Source organism: Pseudoalteromonas sp. NSLLW218, assembly GCF_015864775.1.
Classification (GTDB): domain Bacteria; phylum Pseudomonadota; class Gammaproteobacteria; order Enterobacterales; family Alteromonadaceae; genus Pseudoalteromonas.
Window position 1 is genome coordinate 494,396 of the sequence record NZ_JADYWO010000001.1, and the last position, 23,201, is coordinate 517,596.

Genomic DNA, 23,201 nt, shown 5'->3' on the forward strand with positions numbered 1-23,201 from the left:
TAGTGTTGAGAATACCAGTTTTGATATGCCAACTATCAGGAAAATAAAAATAAACACGGAGAACCCATGTCGCAAATCAACATGGCACAGCCAACTGCTGAGCAGCCATTACAACACTTAACTTTAAATAAATGGTTTGGCTTTAGTGATGGTGTATTTACATTTCTTGATTATATTCCCAATAAAGCATTAGGGTTATTCAGCATCGCGTTTGCAGGTGATTTTGAAGAAAAACACATTGTTAGCATTATTGATTTTTTAGCTACGCATAACCAAACCGTCACTGCTATATGCCAATATCAACCAGATTTAGGGCTTGCACCTGCATTGTGTTTTTACGCGCAAAATGCAGAGCGAGCTATAAACCCGTTAGTGCTACAAGAGTTTTCAAACACACTAGATTGCCAATTAGTGCAAGTTGCTACTCCACCTAATTTATATGAGCCTGGTTTATTGGTTATGGATATGGATTCAACTGCAATAACTATTGAGTGCATAGACGAAATAGCACGCCTTGCAGATGTATACGATGAAGTTGCCTCTGTAACCGCACTTGCTATGGCCGGTAAGCTTGATTTTAGCGAGAGCTTAAATCAGCGTGTAGCGAAGCTTACAGGTATTGAAAAAAGCTTAATTGAAGAGCTAAAAAATGCATTGCCTTTAATGCCTGGTATTAAAGCATTATGCCAAATTTTAAAGCAGCATAATTGGTATTTAGCAATAGCTTCTGGAGGTTTTGTGCCTTTTGCAGAGCGCGTACAAGAGCTTATTAATTTAGATGAAGTACACGCTAATGTACTTGAATTTAAAGACGATAAATTAACAGGTAAGGTACTGGGTACAATTGTAGACGCGCAGCAAAAAGCGGTTATTTTAGAGGCGCTTCAGCAAAAGCTAGGGCTTAAAAAAACACAAACTGTAGCTATTGGGGATGGCGCAAACGATTTAGTAATGATGGCAAAAGCAGGCCTTGGTGTTGCTGTACATGGTAAACCTAAAGTAGTTGAGCAAGCGCAAGCAGCTATTTGTGAAGGGTCATTATTGCAATTGCTGTATATGTTGGCTATTCCGTTAGAAAAACAACCAACACTTTAAAATAAATTAAGTTAAACCGCTTAGCGTAAGCGGTTTAACCAAATTAGCTTACGGCGGCCCATTTGTTCAACTTGCTCTTTTTTAAGTTCTAAATGGCTTAAAGCTTCTTCAGTTATATCTACTACGTCACCCACACCCGCAACAGCCCATAAGGCTTCTTCTAAATCTTTTGCTTTGTGCATTGCGTATTGGCTTACGTATTTTAGCTCATTAGAGAGGTAGTCAGTGTCAGGGCGACCTGTGCGCGAAATATATAAACGCATTACAAATATAAGTTGCGATGTAATGTCTTTACTAATTTGTTTATAAAAGCTTGAGTAGTCTTCGCCTAAAGTGCATTGGCTAACAATGGCCTCTTCAATGTTACCCTTACGAGGGTCGAAGTTAATCGCGATTGTGAAAGCAAGCGGTGCATCTTGGCGACTGCGATCTTTTATATTAGGCGTTATAACATTAATAATTTGCTCTTCGGTAAGAATACTCGAAAAGTCAGTTTTGTTACTTAATAAACCAAAGTTTTGTAAAATAACATGCAGAGGGCTTGCGTATAAACCATAACCAATTGCACCCGTTTTAAAGTGTGCAGCTTCCTTGTGTAAATACAGTGGAAATTGGCATACACTTTTCGTCACCATATTTCTAAGCGCGGTAGATAAGCCTTCTACTTTAGCGCCTTCTTCAGATACTTTAAGTTTGTCTTTATTACCTTCTATTAACTGAGTGAAAAAGGTTACGCCAGCATGGGGTAACTCAGCAATGCGATTCGCTTTTAGGTTAATAGTAGTGAATGACTTACTAATAGCCATTACTTCGTACTTTAGTTCGCTAAGTTTATGCTTTTTAGTTATTTTTTGAAGCTCAGGAAATGTTAAAAGTACTATATCCCCTTTTTTGAATGTAGCAGGTTGCTCGCACTCTAACTGTAAACCCATCACTGAAAAATCACGTGTATAACCGTTAAATACTTCACCATTAATTGTGATGCTAACTGGTGTCTTATAAAGGTAGCGCTTATGTGAGCGTAAATTTACGTATTCAAGTGGCACAATGTCTAAATAAGGTGGCGTTTTGTGTTTTGCGTGGCCAAAATGCTTAAGCTGATTTACTAACGCTTTGTCAAAAGTAAGTTGTTTATAACTCGCTTGCTCTGTTTTATTGCCGATACTTGTTAGTACTACAATATATTTAACGTCTTTTATAAGGCCCTTTACGCGAGGTGATGGCGGCTTATTGAGTTTTTCTATATTTTCACCAGCACTATTAGGTAGTGAAAGGGGTATAAAAGAGTCATCAGGATGGCTTGGCATTATTTGTATTTTAAAACACTTCCAGCTCTCTTTTTGGCTACCAAAACCTAAAAATAGATCACGTAACTTGGGGCTATTAGTTAGTTCGGTACGTGTCGCTGAGTAGTAATAAATTTTACCTGATGATACATGAGTAAATGTATAAAGATAATCTTCTTTGACCGCAGTAATTTGGGTTAGTAATTGTGTAATGCGTTGATGGTTAAGTACATTGTACAAACACGGTATTTTTCTTTCATCGGTAAAATAGCGTTGGATAAAAATATTATTTTCAGTAGTAAGGCTAAGACTTGGATAATATTGATCATCTTTTTTGCTTAAAAATACATATAAAGACGTTACGCGAGGAATGTAGTATTGTTCATATCCTTTTGATACTACAGCATCGAGTGTGTTATCTAAATTCACTTTATAACGACGTTTATTACCGTGAATAAAGCTTTCTAAAAAGTCATTAAAGGCATCGTTATTTTCGATATAAGTGCGTTTTAAGCGAATATGATTAAACTCACGAGAAATATTTTCAACGGCAACAACTTCGTATTGAATACCGTTTTTTAAGCCAAGCTCAAAGTCTTGTTCAAGGCCAACTAAGCGCATTGCAATTAGCTCGCCTTTTTTTATAGAGTAGCGTGTTGCAAGCTTAACTTTACAGCCGCTCAAAGATATATCTGAGGTGCTAGCTGCAATGTTCTTTTTATCTTTGTAATCAATAGTTACTTTTATTGAGTAATTCATCCGCTCTTCACGGCGGCTCTCGTAAGAGGCAAACTTAATGACTTCAGTGCTTAAGTTATTTTCTAATTCTTGTAATTCTGATTTTTCGGCGGCTTGTTTTTGTAATACGCGGTGATTATTTTCTGTATTCATAACAGCTTCGTAAACAGCTAAGGTGTATTCACCATGCTGTTTTAGCGCTTTTTCAAACACTTCAATGGCAGTGTCATCCATAAAGTGTTGTTTGCCGTTATGCTCATACGGTTTTACTTGGCCTGTTACTAATCCACGAAGATCAACAAAACGTGCCACTGGCTGAGATAAGCGTGACATTTCCATTTTCATCAAAAATTGCTCAGGTTTGGTTAACCCAGCGGTTTTTGATTTGAAAATCAGGTCAAATTTAGCATTGCCTAAATATGTTTTTAACTCATTCACGAGGTCTTCGTGTTTGAGCATTATGTCATCAGCCATTTATAAAACCATCACCGTCTAATTGAAAAAGTAGGTATACTGTTAAGTCCATTTATTAGAAATTCAATAAACGTTAAATCGCGCTATGTTATTAATATAGGTACGATTATTTGAGTAACTACCGTTTAGCTCTTGTTATTTATGTGTTATTTGCCATTTTATTGGCAAATTACTTTAAACTATTTCAAAGCAAAAAGTATGCCCTAAATTATAGCTAAAAAGAAACACCATGTGTATTTAATGATTGTGACGGTAGATTTTTACGCAGGCAAGAGTTTGTTGCTAAGTAAATGCTTGAAATGGCAAAATATGCGCTTAATGGTAAGTATTTTCAAAATTAAAGAATAGTAGGTAAAGTTATAAATGACTAAAGCGGCAAAAATAGAGTTTGTGTGTACAGAATGTGGCATGAACTACCCTCGTTGGCAAGGTCAGTGCCGCTGCGGTGCATGGAACACATTAGCAGAATTTAAACCTTCAGCAGGACAAAGTAAAAAAGCGTCAGTTCGAGCAAATGTAGGCGGTTATGCTGGCGGTGCTGGTGGCGGCTCTAAAAAAATTAATGATATTGCTACGTCAGAGGCAGAAAAACAGCTGACAGAAATTGGCGAGCTCGATCGTGTGCTAAGCGGTGGTGTAACTACCGGCTCTGTTAATATAATTTCAGGTGATCCAGGTGCTGGTAAAACAACATTGCTATCTGACCTAGTGGCGAGAATGTCACAACGTATGCCATCACTTTACTGTACGGCAGAAGAGTCTTTATCTCAGTTTAAAAACAGGGTAAATCGTTTAAAGTTAAACTATAACCCTGACGAGCTTTATTTACTTTCAGAAACCAGTGTTGAAACTATTATTGAAGAGCTCGAGAAAAATAAAATTAAGTTTGCAGTAATCGACTCTATTCAAGCGGTTGTAACCGATACAGCAAATGGTAGCCCAGGTTCGCCTTCGCAAGTAAAAAGTGCCGCCCAAGCGTTAACTCAATACTGTAAGCAAAATGATGTAACCATGTTCATTATTGCTCACGTAAATAAAAATAACGAAATAGCAGGCCCTCAAACACTCGTACATATTGTCGATGCGCTTTTACACATAGATACCAATGATGGGCAAATTCGAACCCTTAGGGCAAATAAAAACCGCTTTGGTGATATTGATACTGTGGGCATTTTTAAAATGTGTGAACGTGGGATGTTGAGCGTGGATAATCCAAGTGAAATATTTTTATCGGGTTCTACAACCGATTCACCAGGGTCTACAATTACCTGTATTCGTAAAGGCAATCGTAATTTATTGCTCGAAATTCAGTGTTTAACGACCGAAACCGAGGCAGAATTTCCGCAGCGTGTTTGTGTTGGTTTAAATATGAACCGTATAAAAATGCTGACTGGTATATTACGCAAACACACTAAAACTAAAATATTTCACGATACTTTTTTTAATATTGTTGGCGGCTTAAGAATTGATGAAACAGAAACGTGTATTGATTTAGCATTGGTTACCGCATTACTTAGTAGCTTAAACGAATTTGTTGTACCTCGTACCACGTGTATTATGGGTGAGCTTAGCTTAAACGGCGATGTACGCCCAATCGACAGTGGTGTACCACGTGTTAAAGAAGCTGCACAACATGGTTTTACTGAAATATATATTCCATTTCGTAATTATCATAAATCAATGGAAGGGCTTGGTGCTAAAATTACGCCAGTTAAAACAGTACATGAGTTGCTTAGTTTAATTAATTAACACTTACGGGTGTTAATGTGTAATGTTACTCTTAAGAAAACTCGGTTTACACAAAGAATAGAATAAGGAAATAACATGAAAAAGTTAGTAATAGTTGCAGCAATTGTAGCTGCGGGCGTTGGTGGCGTGAGCTATGCAAATTATGTAGCTACACAAGAAGTGCGTGCAGAAGTAGATAAGCAACTTGCTTTAGTAAGCGATCAAACTGGCGCTACATTTAAATACGCTGGTTTATCGGCAAGTGTTATTTCAAAAAGCGTAGAAATAACAAACATGGAAGTAATAAGCCCTGAGGGTGACAATGTTGCTAATATTCAAAGCATTGAAATAACTGGTTACGAGCCAGATAAAATATCACCGCATACATCATTTGATGTAAAAAGCTTTCAGTTTGATCAAGATTTTGTTTCAAAATTACCTGCAGATACAAACGAAATGCTAGCGTCGGCAAGTTACGATTTACATTCATCACTTGATTACGATGAAGAGTCTGGCAACAGTGATGTTGTGGTTAAGCTTGATGCAAAAGATATTGTTAGTTTTAATATGGATATGGGCTTGGCTAATTCAAAAGCATTAATGGATGCTTCATTGGCGATTAGTAAAGCACAGCAAGAAGCGGGTAACCAGCCACTTACTTACGAGCAAGAGTTGCAGCAGCAAACACTTGTTGTGCAAGCAATGAGTAAGTTAGAGCCACGTAATGTTAGCTTTGTTTTAAATAATCAAGGTAAGCTAAAAGATTTATTATCAAGCGAGCTTGAAAAGCAAGGTATGACGCTTGAGCAGATGGAAATGACGCTAGAGCAACAGTTGCAACAAGCGCCTGTTACTGAAGACATAGCCGCAGCTTTAACTAGCTTTGCTAAAGGTTTAAATTCATTTAGCGTATCTGCAAAGCTACCTGAAGGTAAAACCATGATGGAAATTAATCAACAAGTTATGATGCTAGTAGGGCAACCTGAAGAGCTAGTTAAGTTTATTAATTTAGAAGTTAAAGGTGATTAAATATTAGTATTTAATTATACCAACTCCAATAAATAGCTGATCTATTTTACTTGCTAAAACAACCCATTTCTTTGTTGTAAATTTCGCAAAGGGAACAACCATTTACATCAATTTACGCCTAGAACTGAATTGTTTTTTCGGCGTAAAATTTAGATCACATACTTAATGGAATTGGTATTATCTAATAAAGGCGCCAATTGGCGCCTTTATTATTTGTGTTGTTATAAGCAGCTAGTGACCCTGATAGCTAAAGCAATTAGCTTTAATAATATCGGTGATTATTTGTTGTGATGGTTTTATTTTTTCCATCGCTAAAAACTCATCAGGTTGATGCGCTTGGTTAATTGAGCCTGGACCCATTACAATTGTTTCACAGCCAAGTTGTTGTATAAAAGGAGCTTCAGTACAGTAATTTACCGCGACCGCTTTTTGCCCCGCTATTTTTTCAGCCATTTTTACTAAAGCACTGTCGGTGCTGCCACTAAATGCCGGAATGGGTTCGTGTAAATCAATAACACTCACAGCGTTAGGGTATTGATCATTAATTTCTTTCGTTGCATCGTGCACTAATGCTTGTAGTTCTTTAATGCTTAAACCCGGTAATGGGCGCATATCTATATGCATTTCACAGCAACCACAAATTCTATTCGCGTTATCGCCCCCATGAATATTACCTAAATTTAATGTTGGATAAGGAATTTCAAAGTGATTTATTGAATACTTATGCTTTAGTTGCTCTTTTAAGAACATCAATTTTGTAATCACTTTATGCATTACTTCAATGGCGTTAAGGCCACGTTCGGGATCTGAGCTATGCCCAGAGCGACCAACTACTCTTATTGCTGTACTCATATGGCCCTTGTGCATAAATACTGGAGTCATATCAGTAGGTTCGCCAATTATACAGCGCGCAGGTTTTAAATTAGGGTGCTTACATATTTGCTGTGCACCTGCCATAGTTGTTTCTTCATCGGCAGTGGCGAGTATTAAAATAGGTTGAGTTTGCTGCTTTTCATCAAGCTCACTAATCGCATGTAATACAAAAGCAAAAAAGCCTTTCATATCAATGCTTCCTAGCCCGTACAATTTATTGTCGAGTTCGGTAAGTTTAAACGGATTGTGGTTCCAGCGGCTGTCATCAAAAGGCACTGTATCAGTGTGGCCCGCAAGCATTAATCCGCCATCGCCTTTCCCGCGTTTTGCTAATAAATTAAAGCGGCCCTTACTACCTTCTAGTTCAATAATTTCACACGTAAAACCAAGTGTTTCACACCAGTTTGCAAGGAGTTCGATTACGTTTTTATTGCTCATACACAGGTTGTCTTCAATTGCGCTAATAGAAGGGGCTGCAATCAATTGTTGATACATAGAAATAAACGAAGGCAAAGGCATAAAAAAATCCAAAATTATTATTCAATTTAATTGCATAACAATATAAAAGTATTTATGATGAATATCAATTCACTTTTTAAGCATAAATATATTAAAGTAAAGCTATGAAAATAATGCGACGATAATCTACAAATTCATTAAATTAAGTCTTAATTTAGCGTTTTAGCTAGTTTAAGCGAACAACATATATATTTAGCAGTAAATTTAAAAATAACGAGTAATCAATGAATGTAGTTATTATTGGCGCAAGCGGTTACAGCGGCGCAGAGTTAGCAAGCTTAGTTGCTAATCATCCAAACCTTACCTTAACAGGCTGTTATGTATCTGAGGGTAGCTTAGATAAAAATAAATTACTAAGTGATTTATATCCAGAGCACCTTGGCTTACTAGATTGTCCTTTACTTCCTCTTAGTGCATCAGCTTTTGATGACATTCAAAATGATGCTGACTATGTATGTTTATGTACCGATCATAAAGTAAGTGTTGATTTAGCGCCTCAATTTTTAGCTATGGGTAAAAAAGTATTTGATTTGTCTGGTGGTTATCGCCTAGCAAGTAATGATGATTACGTTACTTACTATGGTTTTGAGCATCAACACCCAGAGCTTTTAAATGAAGCGGCTTACGGTTTAGCAGAGTGGAACAGTGATGCTATAGCTAACGCAAAGCTAATTGCTGTTGCAGGCTGTTACCCAACTGCCGCACTTAATGCACTTAAACCGCTTAAAAAAGCAGGCTTATTGAGCAGTGAAAGTATTATTATTAATGCCGTATCGGGTGTTACGGGTGCCGGGCGTAAAGCGAGTGTAGGAACACATTTTTGTGAGGTATCGCTTGCACCTTATGGTTTGTTTAACCACCGCCACGGTCCTGAAATTGAACAACACCTTGGCCACAAAGTGTTATTTACACCGCATTTAGGTAATTTCCCGCGCGGTATTTTAGAAACTATTTATGTACAACTTAAGCCAGGCGTTACCAAGGAAAACGTTGCATCGGCTTATCAAGTACTTGCTAACGAGCCATTAATTCGTTTGTTAGGCAATAAAATACCTTCAATTAAAGGTGTAGCTAAGCAGCCATTTGTTGATATTGGTTGGCAACAACAAGGCACGCAGTTAATTGTAATGTCTGCGATTGATAACTTATTAAAAGGTGCTGCTGGTCAAGCTTTGCAATGTATTAATATTTCTATGAATTTAGAGCACACGACCGGCTTAAAAGGGGCGTTTTAAATGAGTAAAAAAACGTGGGTTATTAAACTCGGTGGTGCAGTACTTAATACAGAAAATGCAGCAAAAGCGTTATTTGATGTACTCAATGAGCAAAAAAATAATGAGTTTGTCATTGTGCACGGTGGTGGCTCTTTAGTTGATACATGGCTAAAGCAAGCCGGTTTTGCTAGTGCTAAACACCAAGGCTTACGTATTAGTCCAGCAGAGCAAATGCCTTATATAGTTGGGGCACTTGCAGGTTGTGCTAATAAACAATTAATGACTCAAGCGATTAATGCAGGGCATAAACCTGTTGGCTTAAGCCTTTTTGAAGCGGGTGTGACTGCTACTCAAAAGCTAAAAGCGCTTTGCTTAGTAGGTAAGTGCAAAAGCAACGACGATTCTATAATTAGTGATTTACTTAAAATAGGTCGTTTACCTATTGTTAGCTCTATCGGCTTTGATGAACAAGGGCTTTGGTATAACGTAAATGCAGATGAAGCTGCAGCGGCTATTGCTAGTGATTTAAATGCAGAACTTATTTTTATGACAGATGTAGAAGCGGTACTTGATGCAAATAAACAGCCGTTACATCAACTTGACACAAAACACATTGATACTTTAATTACAGATGGAGTAATTGTGGGCGGGATGGAGGTCAAAGTTAAGACCAGTCTTCACGCTGCCCAACACTTACGACGCGGTGTGTATATTTCCAGCTGGCAAAAGCCAGAAAATTTAACTGCTCTGCTACAAGGTGAGCATGTCGGAACAAAGATTACACCATAGGTTTATTATGTTTGAGAATTTTTTAACGGGTTTAGAGTTAGACAAAGAAGGCGCACTTAATTTATTAAAGTTAGCGCGCGATATTAAAGCAAAGCCAGAAAAATACAGCCAAGTATTATCAGGAAAATCAATCGTAACATTGTTTGAAAAGCAAAGTTTACGTACACGTTTATCATTTGATATAGGCATTAATCGCCTTGGCGGCCATGCTGTTTATTTAGATCAGCAAAATGGTGCTATGGGTGCACGCGAATCAATTAAAGATTTTGCACTTAATATTTCTACTTGGGCCGACGGTATTGTAGCGCGTGTTAATCAACACAGTACATTAACTACGTTAGGTGAATATGCATCAGTACCTGTAGTTAATAGCTTATGTGACTTGTACCACCCTTGCCAAGCTCTTGCTGATTTTTTAACACTTCAAGAAGTACATGGTGATGTAAGTGAGCTTAAAGTAGCTTACTTGGGAGAGGGCAATAACGTGACTCATTCATTGATGTTACTTGCTGCAACGCTAGGTACTGACTTTGTTGCTGTAACCCCAAAAGGATGTTCGCCAGATTCGCAAATACTTAAGAAAGCTGAACAAATTGCAGCAATGAATGGCGCATCAGTCATGGTGAGCGATAGAGTTGAAGCTGCGGTTGGTGCAAATGTTGTATACGCAGATACATGGGTATCAATGGGTGATACAACGCCGCTTGAGCAAGTAAAAGAAAAATACATGCCTTATCAATTAAATCAGGCATTGCTAGATCAAACTGGTGCGACTACGGTATTACATTGCCAACCGGCACACCGTGAATTTGAAATTACCTCTGAGGTAATGGATGGTCCAGCATCTAAAATTATTCAACAAGCAGAGAATCGCATGCATGCGCAAAATGCTCTGCTAGTTACATTACTAAATCCAAATTTTGTTAAGGAACACCTATGAGTTCAATTAAAAAAGTCGTTTTAGCCTATTCTGGTGGTCTTGATACGTCGGCTATCGTTCCATGGTTAAAAGAAAACTATGGCTGTGAAGTAATCGCGTTTGTTGCTGATGTAGGTCAAGGCGCTGAAGAACTTGAAGGCGTAGAAGCTAAAGCAATTGCCTCTGGTGCATCTGAATGTTACGTAGTTGACTTAAAAGATGAAATGGTAAGTGATTACATTTACCCAACGCTTAAAACAGGCTCAATTTACGAAGGCACTTATTTATTAGGTACGTCTATGGCGCGCCCAATTATTGCTAAAGCACAAGTTGAAATTGCGCGTAAAGTAGGTGCTGATGCACTTTCTCATGGTTGTACTGGTAAAGGTAATGACCAAGTTCGTTTTGAATCATGTTTTGCGGCCCTTGCCCCTGATTTAAAAGTAATTGCGCCATGGCGTGAGTGGGACTTATCGAGCCGTGAATCATTACTTGATTACTTAGCAGAGCGTGACATTCCGTGTTCAGCATCTGCTACAAAAATTTATAGCCGTGATGCTAACGCATGGCATATTTCGCACGAAGGTGGTGAGCTTGAAGACCCATGGTGTCAACCAACTGAACAAGTATGGACTTGGACTAATTCTCCAGAGCAAGCTCCAGATAAATCAGAACTAGTAACATTAAAAGTTGTTGAAGGCGAAGTGGTTGCTGTAAATGGCGTAGAACTTAAACCTTATGATTGTTTGGTTAAATTAAACGATATTGCATCGCCTCATGGTGTTGGACGTGTTGATATTGTAGAAAATCGTTTAGTTGGCATGAAGTCACGCGGTTGTTATGAAACGCCAGGCGGCACAGTCATTATGGCAGCGCTTCAAGCCATTGACGAGCTAGTGCTTGATAAAGCAAGCCGTAAGTGGAAAGAAGTACTCGGTGGTGAGTTTTCACATTTAGTATACGACGGCCGTTGGTTTACGCCTCTTAAAGATTCTATTTTAGCCGGTGCAGAAGCACTTTCTAAAGTGGCAACAGGTGAAGTGGTACTTAAGCTATACAAAGGCCAAGTAACTGCAGTTCAAAAGCAGTCACCAAATAGCTTATACAGCGAAGCATTTGCTACATTTGGCGAAGATGATGTGTACGACCAATCACACGCTGAAGGCTTTATTCGTTTATTTTCGCTTTCAAGCAGAATTTCAGCATTGGCTAAAAAGTAAATTATTTATAGCCCCTTATAAAAGGGGCACTACAGGGTTTGGAGAGATTTCATGGCATTATGGGGCGGACGTTTTTCTACGGGTCCAGATGAGGCGTTTAAGCAATTTAACGACTCTCTTCCCTTTGACTACCAGTTAGCAGAGCAAGATATTATTGGCTCTGTGGCATGGGCTGGTGCACTTGAACAGGTAAGTGTACTTTCAAGTGATGAGCACACAAGATTAGTGGCTGCATTAAATGAGCTGCTTGAAGAAGTTAAAGCAGATCCACAAGCGGTAGCTACTTCAGGTGCAGAGGATATTCATTCACATGTTGAAGCTGCATTAATCGAAAAAGTAGGTGATTTAGCTAAAAAATTACATACAGGCCGAAGCCGTAATGACCAAGTTGCCACCGACTTTAGATTATGGTGCCGTGATACGGCTGACCATTTACTAGATGCTATTGCACAGCTTAAAGGCGAGTTTGTAGCGCTTGCAGAGCGAGAGCTTGGTACAATATTACCAGGTTACACGCACTTGCAACGCGCACAACCAGTACTATTCAGCCACTGGTGTATGGCATATGTAGAAATGCTAGAGCGTGATGAAAGCCGCCTGCAAGATGCTAAAGCGCGCATGAATTTTTGCCCATTAGGCAGCGGTGCATTAGCCGGTACAGCTTATCCGATTGATCGCCAAGCATTAGCACACGGATTAGGTTTTACAGCGGCTACAAAAAACAGCCTTGATGGTGTATCTGATCGTGACTTTGTTTTGGATCTTTTAAGTTGTGCGTCTATTTCGATGATTCACTTATCTCGTATGTCAGAGGATTTGATTTTTTATAATTCGGGTGAAGCCGGATTTATAGAGCTTGCTGATAACGTAACATCAGGCTCATCGCTCATGCCTCAGAAAAAAAATCCAGATGCACTCGAGCTTATTCGTGGTAAAACCGGACGTGTATTTGGTGCATTTAGCGCTATGATGATGACGTTAAAAGCGCTACCACTTGCGTACAATAAAGATATGCAAGAAGACAAAGAAGGCTTATTCGATGCTATGCCAACATGGCTTGCATGTATTCATATGGCGCAAGCATGTATTAAAGGCGTCAAAGTAAACGGTGATAAGACACTTGCTGCAGCAAAAGGAGGACATGCAAATGCCACCGAACTTGCTGATTACTTAGTTGCTAAAGGAGTGCCATTTAGAGAAGGGCATCACATCGTAGGTGTACTTGTACAGCTTGCGATTAGCGAAGGTAAAACGCTTGAAGAGCTATCGCTTGAACAGTACAAGTCAGTAAACACTGTATTTGAAGACGATGTTTACCCAGTACTTGAAATTGATGCGTGTATAAAAGCACGTAAGGCCCTTGGTGGGACGTCTATTGAACAAGTAACTAATGCTGTTAAAGAAGCCAAAAAAAAACAGCAAATAACGGTACGTGATGCAAATTTAGATGATGTAGAAGCAATTGCCACACTTATACAGCATTGGGCAACGGTAGGTGAAAACCTACCTCGTGCAAAAAGCGATATGGTGCACTCTATTAACGAGTTTGCAGTAACAGAAATAAATGGGAAAGTGTCGGGCTGTGCGTCGTTATACATTTACGATACCGGCCTTGCTGAAATACGCTCACTCGGCATAAACCCACAAAGTAAAGTGTCGGGGCAGGGAAGACAGCTTGTAGAGCACCTACTTACTAAAGCCAAAAAATTGGCACTTAACCGAGTTATTGTATTAACACGCGTACCAGACTTTTTTGAACAACAACGTTTTACTTTTTGTAGCAAAGACTCTTTGCCTGAAAAAGTAATGAAAGATTGTGAACTTTGCCTTCGTAAAGAAAATTGTGACGAAGTAGCAATGGAATATATTTTGAAGCTAAGTACACGTGCGGAGATCCCGTGTAAATACGTAGCTTAAACTCCCTGGATACAAAAAACGTACGGTTATCCCTGTGCGTTTTTTTATGTTTGTAGTAAACTGGTCGGAGCTGTTTGGTTTGATTATATAAGTATGTTTTGAGTGAGTTTTAAGGTGTCAAAAAAAGTTGGCGCATTATTTGCTTTGTGTAGGGTAGATAGCAAAATAGCTATCACTGCTTAAAACAGGTAATGCATTTATCTACATAATAATGTGGTTAAAAGTTGCACCAAATATAATTAAAACTTTTACGAGGATCAATCACATGCAAGTTTCAGCTAATAGCCAAATACAAATGCAAGCATACAACAAAACACAACAATTAAAGCCTGCAATGGAACAAACTGCTAGCCCTAAAACCCTGCAATCTGATACAGTGAGTATCTCTCAAGAAGCAAGAGCCGTTAGTGGTGCTGAGTTAGAGCGTGGCAATACAATTTTGAAACCTCGCCCTAAATGATTATTAAGGTGATAAATGTTTTTAGCTGAATTTTTTGGTTACTTCTCTCTATCAGCCCTCGTTACGTGGGCTTTTTTGATGGCTTTTTTCTTCAATTTATTTGTTTATAGCTTGGGAGTTAAAAGAGAAACTACTTTATTATTCAGCTCATTTATAATGATGGCTTCATATACTGCCACCGATTATTTTTTTACTTGGATATCTTACTATAATACGACATATCTTGATTGGGCATTACATGATTTTATTACTATTTTATCTCTTATAATTGCTTTAAAGATATTTAGTAAAACAACAGCTTCTTTTTTGTATTTAATTTTTGGCTTATCGATGAATATGATTTTAGCTGCATTTATGTATTTAGATGTATTTATATATAATAACCAACAACCTTGGCTTTTTTGGGATATATATACATTTACTGTAACAGCAAATGACTTACTAATGGTTGTAGCTCTTATCGTTGATAGAGACTTTCTCGGTCTTCATAAATTAAAAAATAAAACTCTCAACTACTTCAAGTCAAACGATACCTATAAAGTAACCTAGCTCAAATGTACGTTACTGAACCCCTCATGGTTTATGTAAAAGCCTTCACTCAGTGGGGTTTTTTAATGGCCTTCCTGTATTGTTTGACCTCTGCGATAAATAAAGAAAATAAGTCTCCTGTTTATTTATCTGCGCTTATGCTCTGCTCATATATTTCCAGTGGTTATATAAACTTATTAGAAAATTTATATTTAAGTTGGGCGCTTTATGATTTCATTACAATTTTAGCTCTGTTAACTTTACATTACTTTAAAGTACTTCACCGCTCTATAGCTTTTCACTTCATCATCTTTGCGTTAATAATAAATGCCGTACTCACCTTAATATTACATTACGATCTATACGTCTTATATAACTATGAGCCTTGGTGGTATTGGAGTGTTTACTCTATCGGTGTAAATATGTTCGACGTTTTAATGATTCTGTCACTAGTATTCAATAAAAATACCATTTTTAAAAGAGGGGTTGCATTGAACTTTAAAAAGTTGAAAAATATTGAATGAACTTTTAATTAGCCCAACAGTTTCTCTGTACATAGGTGCATTTGTACAATGGGGATTTCTTATGGCTTTTTTGTACTCCCTTGCTCATTCGATTAATAAGCCTAATAAAGAAAGAATGTATTTGTCTTTGGTTATGAGTGTTTCATATTCATTTAGTATATTTACAAATATGGATACGGTAACTTATCTAGATTTTTTGTTTTCCGATATTTTAACTCTCCTAGTTATTATTTCCCTTAGGCGGCTCTGGCATGATGGTATTACCTATCTATATATTATTACTGGTTTAGCTATAAACTCAACTCTACATTTTCTCATGCATTACGACATCTATATATCAAATAATACAAGCTACTGGTGGCTTTGTAATGCTTACGCGATAGGGGTCAACGCTGTTGATTTTATAATGGTAGCTATATTTATTATAAACAAAGATTTTTTATACTTAATGAAATTTAGAAATGGTTTGATTACGAGTTTGAAGAGGATAGTTAGTGTCTGACATACTGTGGGATCTGGTAGCGATTAGAGATTATGTAGGTATTTTTATTACATGGTTCTTTGTAATTGCATTTCTTTATAATTTGTCAGCAAGCATAAACAGTCCCTATAAAAATACAATGTACCTTTCTGGTATTATGATGATTTCGTACACCTTAAGTACACTGTTCGATATGGTTATAGTGTCTCACTTAAACTATTTTTACTTCGATATTGTAACTCTAATTATTATTTTTACGTTTAGGTACTACAGCCAAAGCCCAATTCCTAACGCATTTTATTATCTTGTGTTTGGTCTGAGTATTAATGCATCTTTATTTTTAGCTATGCATTACGATATAGAGATTTTAGGTACTCTATATTATTGGTGGTTTTGGAACGTTTATGTATTTGGTATGTACTTTACAGATTTGATAATGCCATTAGCGCTTATCTTTAACAAAGATTTTTTAGGTCTAGTTAAGCTTACTAAATTTTTAACTGAAAAATTTAAAAGGTCACGCAATGCTTGATTTTTTATGGCAGCTGGCTGGTTTATACGACTATATAACTATTTTTATTACATGGTCTTTTGTACTCGCTTTTTTATATAATTTGTCTGCAAGCATTAACAAGTCTGACAATAGCTGCACACAGCTTGCATTCATTATGATGGTATCTTACACCTCAAGTATTTTTATGGATCCCTTGAGCAATACACCCCATTTGACCCTTTTTATATTTGATATTATAACTATATTTTTTCTGGTTTTATGGCGGATCTATTTTGGTAAAAACCTCCCTGTAGCCTTTTATTATCTTTTAGTTGGACTTAGCTTTAACGCATTTGTTTTTTTTGGAATGCACTACGACAGTATTGTTTTAGGGAATTTAGATTACTGGTGGTTTTGGGCCTTATATGCAATAGGGCAAATAATTTCTGATCTAATGATGCTTTTAGTTCTCCTAATTAATAAAGACTTTTTAGGTTTGGTTGCATTAAAACGGTATTTACTTAATCGTAGAAAAAACACTCATCAAAAGGTTGAATAAAATGGAGGAGCTATTTTGGCAATTAAATTCAGTTAACGAATATTTTGGAATATTTATTACATGGCTTTTTGTTTTTGCTTTTTTATTCACTTTATCAGCTGCTATTAATAAGCAAGATAAAAGCCGAGTTCACCTTTCTTTTATTATGATGGCTTCGTATACATTTAGTTTATTCATGGACATAACTACTGCGGCTCCGCATTTAAAGTTATTTATATTTGATGTACTAACAATTGCCGTTATTTTTATTTGGCGTATTTTTTTAGGTCGTAAAATACCGTACGGATTTTATTATCTTATTGTAGGGCTTGCTATCAATGCCTCACTGTTTATGGGTATGTATGTTGATAATACGCTTTATGGCAATTGGGATTTTTGGTGGTTGTGGATGCTGTATGGTTTTCTTATGCCTGTTATTGATATCACTATGGCGCTAATACTAATTATTAATAAAGATTTGCTAAAACTTGTTTGGTTAATTGAAAAATTAAAATCATCATCTATACAAAAGCCGAATTAGCGCATACAAGTTATGTGCTAATTCGGGAAGTGTTATTGGGCACCACAGCCCAGTTTAGTTTTTAGAGCTTTAACAATTACAGGGTTTACAAACTCGCTTACGTCACCATTATGGCGGGCTACCTCTTTAACGAGTGTTGATGAAATAAATGAATTTTGCTCTGCGGGTGTTAAAAATACGCTTTCTAAATCAGGGTTTAGGCGGCGGTTCATATTCGCTAATTGAAATTCATAGTCAAAATCAGAGACTGCTCTAATACCGCGAATAAGCACATTAGCATTGTGATCGCGCGCAAGGTCAGCCAATAAACCAGAAAAACCAATGACCTTAACATTATCTAAGTGGTTTAAAATAGTGTTTGCAAGCTCAACACGTTCTTCAAGGCTAAAGCAGGGCTTTTTACTTGGATTATTAGCAACAGCAACTAATACGGTATCAAACATTTTAGCCGCACGTTGAATAAGGTCTGTGTGCCCGTTAGTTAGTGGATCAAAGGTGCCTGGGTAAATTGCAATAACTTTCATAATATTCACTGTTTATTATTTTAGCGCTAGTTTAACAGTGTTTATGCCACAAAGCAGCCTAGCTAAAAAACCATATAAACACTTACTTTTAATAAACAGGTCAGTCCATGGTGGGAGTGTTTTAATGATTCATATTTGTTTATACTGTTTACCTCTTTTGAGTGTAATGTAGCCTATAGATAATTTGAGTATTAGCATATGAATACCAAGGATAAAATAATACACACCAGTATTTTGTTGTTTAACGAAAATGGTGAGCGTGCAATAACGACAAATCATATTGCATCAAACTTAGGGATGAGCCCGGGTAATCTTTATTATCATTTTAAAAATAAAGAAGACATTATCCGTCATATTTTTGCGTTGTATCGCGATCATTTAAATACTCACTTTAAACCAATAAATAAAGATGATGATGCTTTTAATCATTTAACGGCTTACCTAGATTCGTTATTTGAGCTGATGTGGCGCTATCATTTTTTTTACGACAATCTCGGTGATATTCTCTCTAGAGATGCTGATTTAAAACAAGCTTATATTGATTTTCAACTCGAATTACTAGAGCAAGTTCGTAAAATTATTTTAGGACTTCGCGACAGTGAAATGATTGCTATTGATGAGCAAGATGTCATTGATTTAGCACATACATTAAAGTTAACGGTTAGTTTTTGGACACCTTATATTAAAGCCCGTAGGCCAAGTGGTACGCTTGCTGAGCAAGATATATATCATGGTATTTTAAAAGTACTTACATTATTTAGAGCGTACAGTACCGATAAAAGCATTGATAAAATGAACCTGCTACGTGAAAAATATACTGAATTAGCACAACAAGCCCCAACTGTTGTTTAGCCTTTGCTCTTGGTTGTTTCCTAGGCGCTGAATTTTTTGCTATAATCCCGCGCCAAATGCCTGGGAGCGCGAATTCCCGCAGTCTAAGAGTGAACTATGCTTAAATTTATCGTCAAACTACATCCTGAAATAGCCATTAAAAGCCGTTCGGTCCGTAAACGCTTTACTAAAGTGTTAGAAAATAACATTAAAATTGTATTGCGACGTGTTGACGAAAAAGTACAAGTAAGAAATAACTGGGATAACATTTCAGTTGTTACGAAACTTGAAGACGCACAAGTTCGTCTTGATTTTATCGATAGCCTTAAACGCATCCCTGGCATTGTTCAATTTATTGAAGTAACCGAAACACAATTCGAAACTCTTGATGATATCTACCAAAAAACAATAGCGTTAGTTGGTCATACAATTGTAGGTAAAACCTTTTGTGTTCGTGCAAAGCGTATAGGTCAACACGACTTTACCTCAACTGATTTAGAGCGTTATGTTGGTGGTGGATTAAATCAACATATCGAAGGCGCAAGCGTAAAGCTTAGCCGCCCAGAAGTAACAATACGCTTAGAAGTAAAAGATGATAAAGCTTACATTGTTTCGCAAACCCATTTTGGCATGGCTGGTTTTCCGCTGCCAACGCAAGAAGATGTGCTTTCGCTTATGTCGGGTGGTTTTGACTCTGGCGTAGCAAGTTACCAAATGATTCGTAAAGGCGCGCGCACACACTTCTTATTCTTTAACCTTGGTGGCGCAGCCCACGAAATTGGGGTTAAGCAAGCAAGTTACTACTTATGGAAAAAATACAGCTCTACACATAAAGTTAAATTTGTAACGGTTGATTTTGAACCTGTTGTTGCTGAAATATTAGAGAACGTTGAAAACAGCCAAATGGGTGTTGTACTTAAACGTATGATGATGCGCGCGGGTAGTGTAGTTGCCGAAAAGTTAAACATTCAGGCACTTGTCACTGGTGAAAGTATTGGCCAAGTATCTAGTCAAACATTAGCGAATTTAAGCGTGATTGACCGTGTTACTGAAACACTTATCTTACGTCCGCTTATTCAACACGATAAGCAAGAAATTATTAATATTGCTCGCCAAATTGGTACAGCCGAAATGGCAGAAACAATGCCTGAATACTGTGGTGTTATTTCTAAAAAGCCAACGGTTAAAGCCAAAATAGACGTTATTCTTGGTGAGGAAGAAAAATTCGACTTTGATGTGCTTGATACTGTTGTAAATAATGCACGTATAATGGACGTGCGTGATATTGATGTAGAAGCCAAGCAAGAACTTAAAGAAGCTGAGTCGGTTGCTGATTTACCTATAGGCTCTGTAGTAGTTGATATTCGCTCTCCTGAGGAAGAAGAAGCTGCGCCCTTAGAAATTGATGGTATTGAAGTGGTGCATTTACCGTTCTTCCGTCTGGCGACTAAGTTTGGTGATTTACCAAAAGACACTGACTATTATTTATATTGTGATAGAGGTGTAATGAGCCAACTACAGGCACTTATGCTGCACGAACAGGGCTTTGAAACTGTAAAAGTTTATCGTCCGTAAAGTAAAAAACTTATATAAGCGTGGTTTACACCACGCTTTTTTTTGCCTGAATTTTAGCAAGTAACTCATCATTGTAAGGTGTTGGAACACCGTGGAGTTTACCTTGTTGGCTAATATAGCCACATATAGCTGATATTTCAGTTTCTCTGCTATGCGCTACGTCTTGCTGCATTGAAGAGTAATTGTCAGACGTTAATTCCATTATTTTATAAGCGGTATTAAGTGCTTTAATCAATGGGATATTAAGCCCTTGTACCTTTGCTATATTGCATGCTTCAGTGAGTGCATTAAAAATTATAGCGTTGTACTTAGGTGCGCGTAAATCACCATTTTTTACATTATTTAAGGCGCTTAATGGGTTAATAGCAATATTTACGAGTAGTTTTTCAAAACGAAGCTGCTGAATGTTATTAGTAAACTTTAGGTTGGGTATTACTTTAAAAATATCAGCTATTGGCGCACTATTTTGAAAAGCTAATTCATTACAGTCACCAATAACGCTTTGCCCTTCACCAGTGTGCTGCACAATGTATTGGTTTGATTTAAAGCCCGCTATACTTGTAGTTAAAAAGTAGAGCGCTTGGTGAGTGCTTAGTTGGCTATTTACCTCATCAACATTACCCATTCCATTATGCGAAAGTACAACAGAGCAATGATTTGGTAAAAGCGGCTTTATTTGTGAAAATGCATCAAGTACTTGAAAGGCTTTAACGGTAAATAAAACAACATCAAATTCAGCTGCTTTATTTAGCTGATTTAATGAAATAAATTGTGCGTCAATTTTTTTAGATGCGCTTTTACCTCGACTATAAAAGCGGGTATTTGTTGGGCTCTTGCGAGTTAAAACACTGACATTATGCGACGCGCTTAGAAAATGGCTAAGTAACAAGCCAATAGCACCATCGCCAACAATTAAAATATTAGCCATATGGGTTCTTTTTTCGAGGTGTAAAAATTACTCTAAGTAAAAAGTAGCTTGCAGCACCTGCAAAATCAGCAAAAAAATCACCGAGTGATGCTTGCCTATATGGAAGTGCATCTTGCATTATTTCTATAGAAGCGCCATAACCAGCCAATAAAAGTATTTGCGCATATAAAGGAAGCTTAAACGCTTTATCCATTATTATGGCTAGTATAAAAAAAATCCCAAAATGGGCGACTTTATCAACATGAGGAAATAAATTTACAACGCCACCTTTTACTTCTTTGGCAAATAAAAAGGTAAAAGCTACTATGCTGATTAAAAAAATTGCTTGATAAACACGCCTTGTCACGACAAATCCTAAAATCGCTTAAAAAAGAAACTGGATTATATCAAACTAAATTAGTATCGCACCTGAACAAGATGCAGAAAAATGTAAATATTTATAATTTTAGCGTTATAATTGCGACATAAAATTAAGATTAAATAGTTAGGAGCAAACCAATGCCTTCATTTGATATTGTATCTGAAGTAGAAATGAACGAAGCTAAAAACGCAGTTGATAATGCAAATCGTGAGCTAGAGACCCGCTTTGACTTTAGAGGGGTTGATGCATCTATTGAGCTAAATGATAAAACAATTAAGCTTAAAGCTGAAGCAGACTCTCAGGTTATGCAATTATTTGATATTTTAGCAAGCAAGATATCTAAGCGTGGTATGGATGTATCAAGCTTGGAACTTCAAGATATTAGCCGCGCAGGTAAAAATGTTTTTCGTAATGTGGGCTTAAAACAGGGCATCGAAAAAGATATGGCTAAAAAAGTAGTTAAAGCCATTAAAGACTCTAAAGTTAAAGTTCAAGCTGCTATTCAAGGCGAAGAAGTTCGTGTAACGGGTAAAAAACGTGACGATCTTCAAGAGGCTATGCAAGTAGTACGCAGCGCTGAACTAGGTCAGCCTTTTCAGTTTAAAAATTTCCGCGATTAATAAAGCTTTATAAGCTTTGTAATAAAGCGCGCTTTGATTTTTTACTTTTGATTAAAGCCGCTTTATATATTCCCTTCTAAAGACCTTTCTTCGATTGATCCGCTTTTTAGTATTTAAGCTACTATATTTATTACATGTGATTTTTATACAAGGTATTAAATGAAAGCCTATCAATTATTTTTGCTATTTCTGTTAGCTCTATTTACGCAGCCTAGTTTATCAAAAGCAATTGATATTAATATATTGGTTGAAGATGGCTATTTCCCGATTGTTATTGATGCACAAACACAACGGGGGCTTGCACCTGAGTTTATAAAAATATTGAATGACTCACAGAGCGAATTTAACTTTATACTCAATTCCTTACCTGTTAAAAGGCTATCAAAGTCTGTTGAACAGGGGCATTTTGATGTTCTATTCTTAATGGCATTGCAATGGATCCCGCAATCTATGCGCTCGAATGTGATGCAAAGTAGTTTTTATATGATTACAAAAAATGAGTTATATGCGCTTAAAGAAAATGCAATAAATCAAGCTTATTTTAATGATTTACGAGCACTAACAAAAGTAGGGGTTTTAGGCTATTCGTATCACTTTGCTGGCTACAATACTGATGCATATTACTTAAGTGAGGAGCACAGTGTTAGCCTTACTATAGACGAATACAACGTGGTAAAAATGTTGTTACTAAAGCGTGCCAACATTGGCGTACTAAATAGCATTGCGTACCAGTATTTTAAAGACCAAAAAGCTTTCGATATGAGTTTGCTATACAAAAGTGAAATCCCCGATGCCGTTTTCGATACTCACTTTTTAGTTAATACTCAGCAAAGCAAAATATCAGCGTCTAAAATTGATGCTATTCTTAATTCTTCAGCTATTAAGTTCCAGATCAAAAGCCTGCTAAATAAATACGGTGTTTCTTCAAGTTTTAATATTGAGTAATACTTATAGTTAAACTGTTTTAGCTGTATAGACGTCCGTTGACATTTGTAA

At 37.0% G+C, this 23,201-nt stretch carries 22 protein-coding genes; 17 read left to right on the forward strand and 5 right to left on the reverse strand.

The window, feature by feature from the left end; genetic code table 11:
- The first annotated feature begins 66 nt into the window (after nt 1–66).
- Complete coding sequence (gene serB, locus I6E80_RS02255; RefSeq protein WP_197184674.1) at nt 67–1,095, forward strand: phosphoserine phosphatase SerB; 1,029 nt, start codon at nt 67–69, stop codon at nt 1,093–1,095.
- A gap of 20 nt (nt 1,096–1,115) precedes the next feature.
- Here the strand turns inward: serB and I6E80_RS02260 are convergent, their stop codons facing one another.
- Entirely contained in the window at nt 1,116–3,593 is a 2,478-nt protein-coding gene (locus I6E80_RS02260) for a PilZ domain-containing protein (protein WP_170071783.1), read from the reverse strand.
- Nucleotides 3,594–3,956: 363 nt separating this feature from the next.
- On the opposite strand from I6E80_RS02260, the gene radA reads away from it, so the two are divergent.
- Complete coding sequence (gene radA, locus I6E80_RS02265; RefSeq protein WP_197184675.1) at nt 3,957–5,342, forward strand: DNA repair protein RadA; 1,386 nt, start codon at nt 3,957–3,959, stop codon at nt 5,340–5,342.
- Nucleotides 5,343–5,417: 75 nt separating this feature from the next.
- Nucleotides 5,418–6,350: a hypothetical protein gene (locus I6E80_RS02270; protein ID WP_197184676.1), complete on the forward strand. Its 933-nt coding sequence runs from the start codon at nt 5,418–5,420 to the stop codon at nt 6,348–6,350.
- A gap of 231 nt (nt 6,351–6,581) precedes the next feature.
- On the opposite strand, the gene argE is transcribed toward I6E80_RS02270, so the two are convergent.
- Nucleotides 6,582–7,742 (reverse strand): acetylornithine deacetylase, encoded by a 1,161-nt coding sequence (gene argE / locus I6E80_RS02275; RefSeq protein ID WP_197184677.1) that lies wholly within the window; start codon nt 7,740–7,742, stop codon nt 6,582–6,584.
- Between the two features lie 224 nt (nt 7,743–7,966).
- Here argE and argC point away from each other — a divergent pair, with 224 nt between their 5' ends.
- The 10 genes from argC to I6E80_RS02325 all read left to right on the forward strand — a co-directional run bounded on the left by argC (nt 7,967) and on the right by I6E80_RS02325 (nt 17,366).
- Complete coding sequence (gene argC, locus I6E80_RS02280) at nt 7,967–8,977, forward strand: N-acetyl-gamma-glutamyl-phosphate reductase (RefSeq protein WP_024598617.1); 1,011 nt, start codon at nt 7,967–7,969, stop codon at nt 8,975–8,977.
- Nucleotides 8,978–9,745, forward strand: a complete 768-nt coding sequence (argB, locus tag I6E80_RS02285) for an acetylglutamate kinase (RefSeq protein ID WP_197184678.1) — start codon at nt 8,978–8,980, stop codon at nt 9,743–9,745.
- Between the two features lie 7 nt (nt 9,746–9,752).
- Nucleotides 9,753–10,685, forward strand: coding sequence for an ornithine carbamoyltransferase (locus I6E80_RS02290; RefSeq protein ID WP_024598615.1), 933 nt, complete (start codon nt 9,753–9,755; stop codon nt 10,683–10,685).
- Nucleotides 10,682–11,884: an argininosuccinate synthase gene (locus tag I6E80_RS02295; RefSeq protein WP_007581653.1), complete on the forward strand. Its 1,203-nt coding sequence runs from the start codon at nt 10,682–10,684 to the stop codon at nt 11,882–11,884. Before I6E80_RS02290 ends, I6E80_RS02295 begins: the two co-directional genes overlap by 4 nt.
- Nucleotides 11,885–11,935: 51 nt before the next feature.
- Nucleotides 11,936–13,801, forward strand: coding sequence for an argininosuccinate lyase (gene argH / locus I6E80_RS02300; RefSeq protein ID WP_197184679.1), 1,866 nt, complete (start codon nt 11,936–11,938; stop codon nt 13,799–13,801).
- A 265-nt stretch (nt 13,802–14,066) separates the two neighbouring features.
- A complete protein-coding gene (locus I6E80_RS02305; RefSeq protein ID WP_197184680.1) occupies nt 14,067–14,261 on the forward strand; it encodes a hypothetical protein in 195 nt (64 codons plus the stop codon).
- A 15-nt stretch (nt 14,262–14,276) separates the two neighbouring features.
- Nucleotides 14,277–14,810: a hypothetical protein gene (locus I6E80_RS02310; protein WP_197184681.1), complete on the forward strand. Its 534-nt coding sequence runs from the start codon at nt 14,277–14,279 to the stop codon at nt 14,808–14,810.
- 997 nt (nt 14,811–15,807) lie between these two features.
- Entirely contained in the window at nt 15,808–16,326 is a 519-nt protein-coding gene (locus I6E80_RS02315) for a hypothetical protein (RefSeq protein ID WP_197184682.1), read from the forward strand.
- Nucleotides 16,319–16,846: a hypothetical protein gene (locus I6E80_RS02320; RefSeq protein WP_197184683.1), complete on the forward strand. Its 528-nt coding sequence runs from the start codon at nt 16,319–16,321 to the stop codon at nt 16,844–16,846. The genes I6E80_RS02315 and I6E80_RS02320 overlap by 8 nt, the downstream gene beginning before the upstream one ends.
- Before the next feature lies 1 nt (nt 16,847).
- Nucleotides 16,848–17,366, forward strand: a complete 519-nt coding sequence (locus tag I6E80_RS02325) for a hypothetical protein (protein WP_197184684.1) — start codon at nt 16,848–16,850, stop codon at nt 17,364–17,366.
- A gap of 32 nt (nt 17,367–17,398) precedes the next feature.
- On the opposite strand, the gene coaD is transcribed toward I6E80_RS02325, so the two are convergent.
- Nucleotides 17,399–17,890, reverse strand: a complete 492-nt coding sequence (gene coaD, locus I6E80_RS02330; protein WP_197184685.1) for a pantetheine-phosphate adenylyltransferase — start codon at nt 17,888–17,890, stop codon at nt 17,399–17,401.
- Nucleotides 17,891–18,088: 198 nt separating this feature from the next.
- Between coaD and I6E80_RS02335 the strand changes: the two genes are divergently transcribed.
- Complete coding sequence (locus I6E80_RS02335) at nt 18,089–18,742, forward strand: TetR/AcrR family transcriptional regulator (RefSeq protein ID WP_007581663.1); 654 nt, start codon at nt 18,089–18,091, stop codon at nt 18,740–18,742.
- A gap of 96 nt (nt 18,743–18,838) precedes the next feature.
- A complete protein-coding gene (thiI, locus tag I6E80_RS02340; protein ID WP_024598607.1) occupies nt 18,839–20,296 on the forward strand; it encodes a tRNA uracil 4-sulfurtransferase ThiI in 1,458 nt (485 codons plus the stop codon).
- A 25-nt stretch (nt 20,297–20,321) separates the two neighbouring features.
- Here the strand turns inward: thiI and I6E80_RS02345 are convergent, their stop codons facing one another.
- Nucleotides 20,322–21,224 carry a ketopantoate reductase family protein gene (locus I6E80_RS02345; RefSeq protein WP_024598606.1) on the reverse strand — a complete coding sequence of 301 codons (903 nt, stop codon included), beginning with the start codon at nt 21,222–21,224 and terminating at the stop codon, nt 20,322–20,324.
- Nucleotides 21,217–21,570 (reverse strand): VanZ family protein, encoded by a 354-nt coding sequence (locus I6E80_RS02350; protein WP_076923583.1) that lies wholly within the window; start codon nt 21,568–21,570, stop codon nt 21,217–21,219. Before I6E80_RS02350 ends, I6E80_RS02345 begins: the two co-directional genes overlap by 8 nt.
- 152 nt (nt 21,571–21,722) lie before the next feature.
- Here I6E80_RS02350 and I6E80_RS02355 point away from each other — a divergent pair, with 152 nt between their 5' ends.
- On the forward strand, nt 21,723–22,205 hold the full coding sequence (locus I6E80_RS02355) for a YajQ family cyclic di-GMP-binding protein (RefSeq protein WP_024598605.1): 483 nt from the start codon (nt 21,723–21,725) through the stop codon (nt 22,203–22,205).
- Between the two features lie 159 nt (nt 22,206–22,364).
- Complete coding sequence (locus tag I6E80_RS02360) at nt 22,365–23,150, forward strand: ABC transporter substrate-binding protein (RefSeq protein ID WP_076923582.1); 786 nt, start codon at nt 22,365–22,367, stop codon at nt 23,148–23,150.
- Nucleotides 23,151–23,201: the final 51 nt, after the last annotated feature.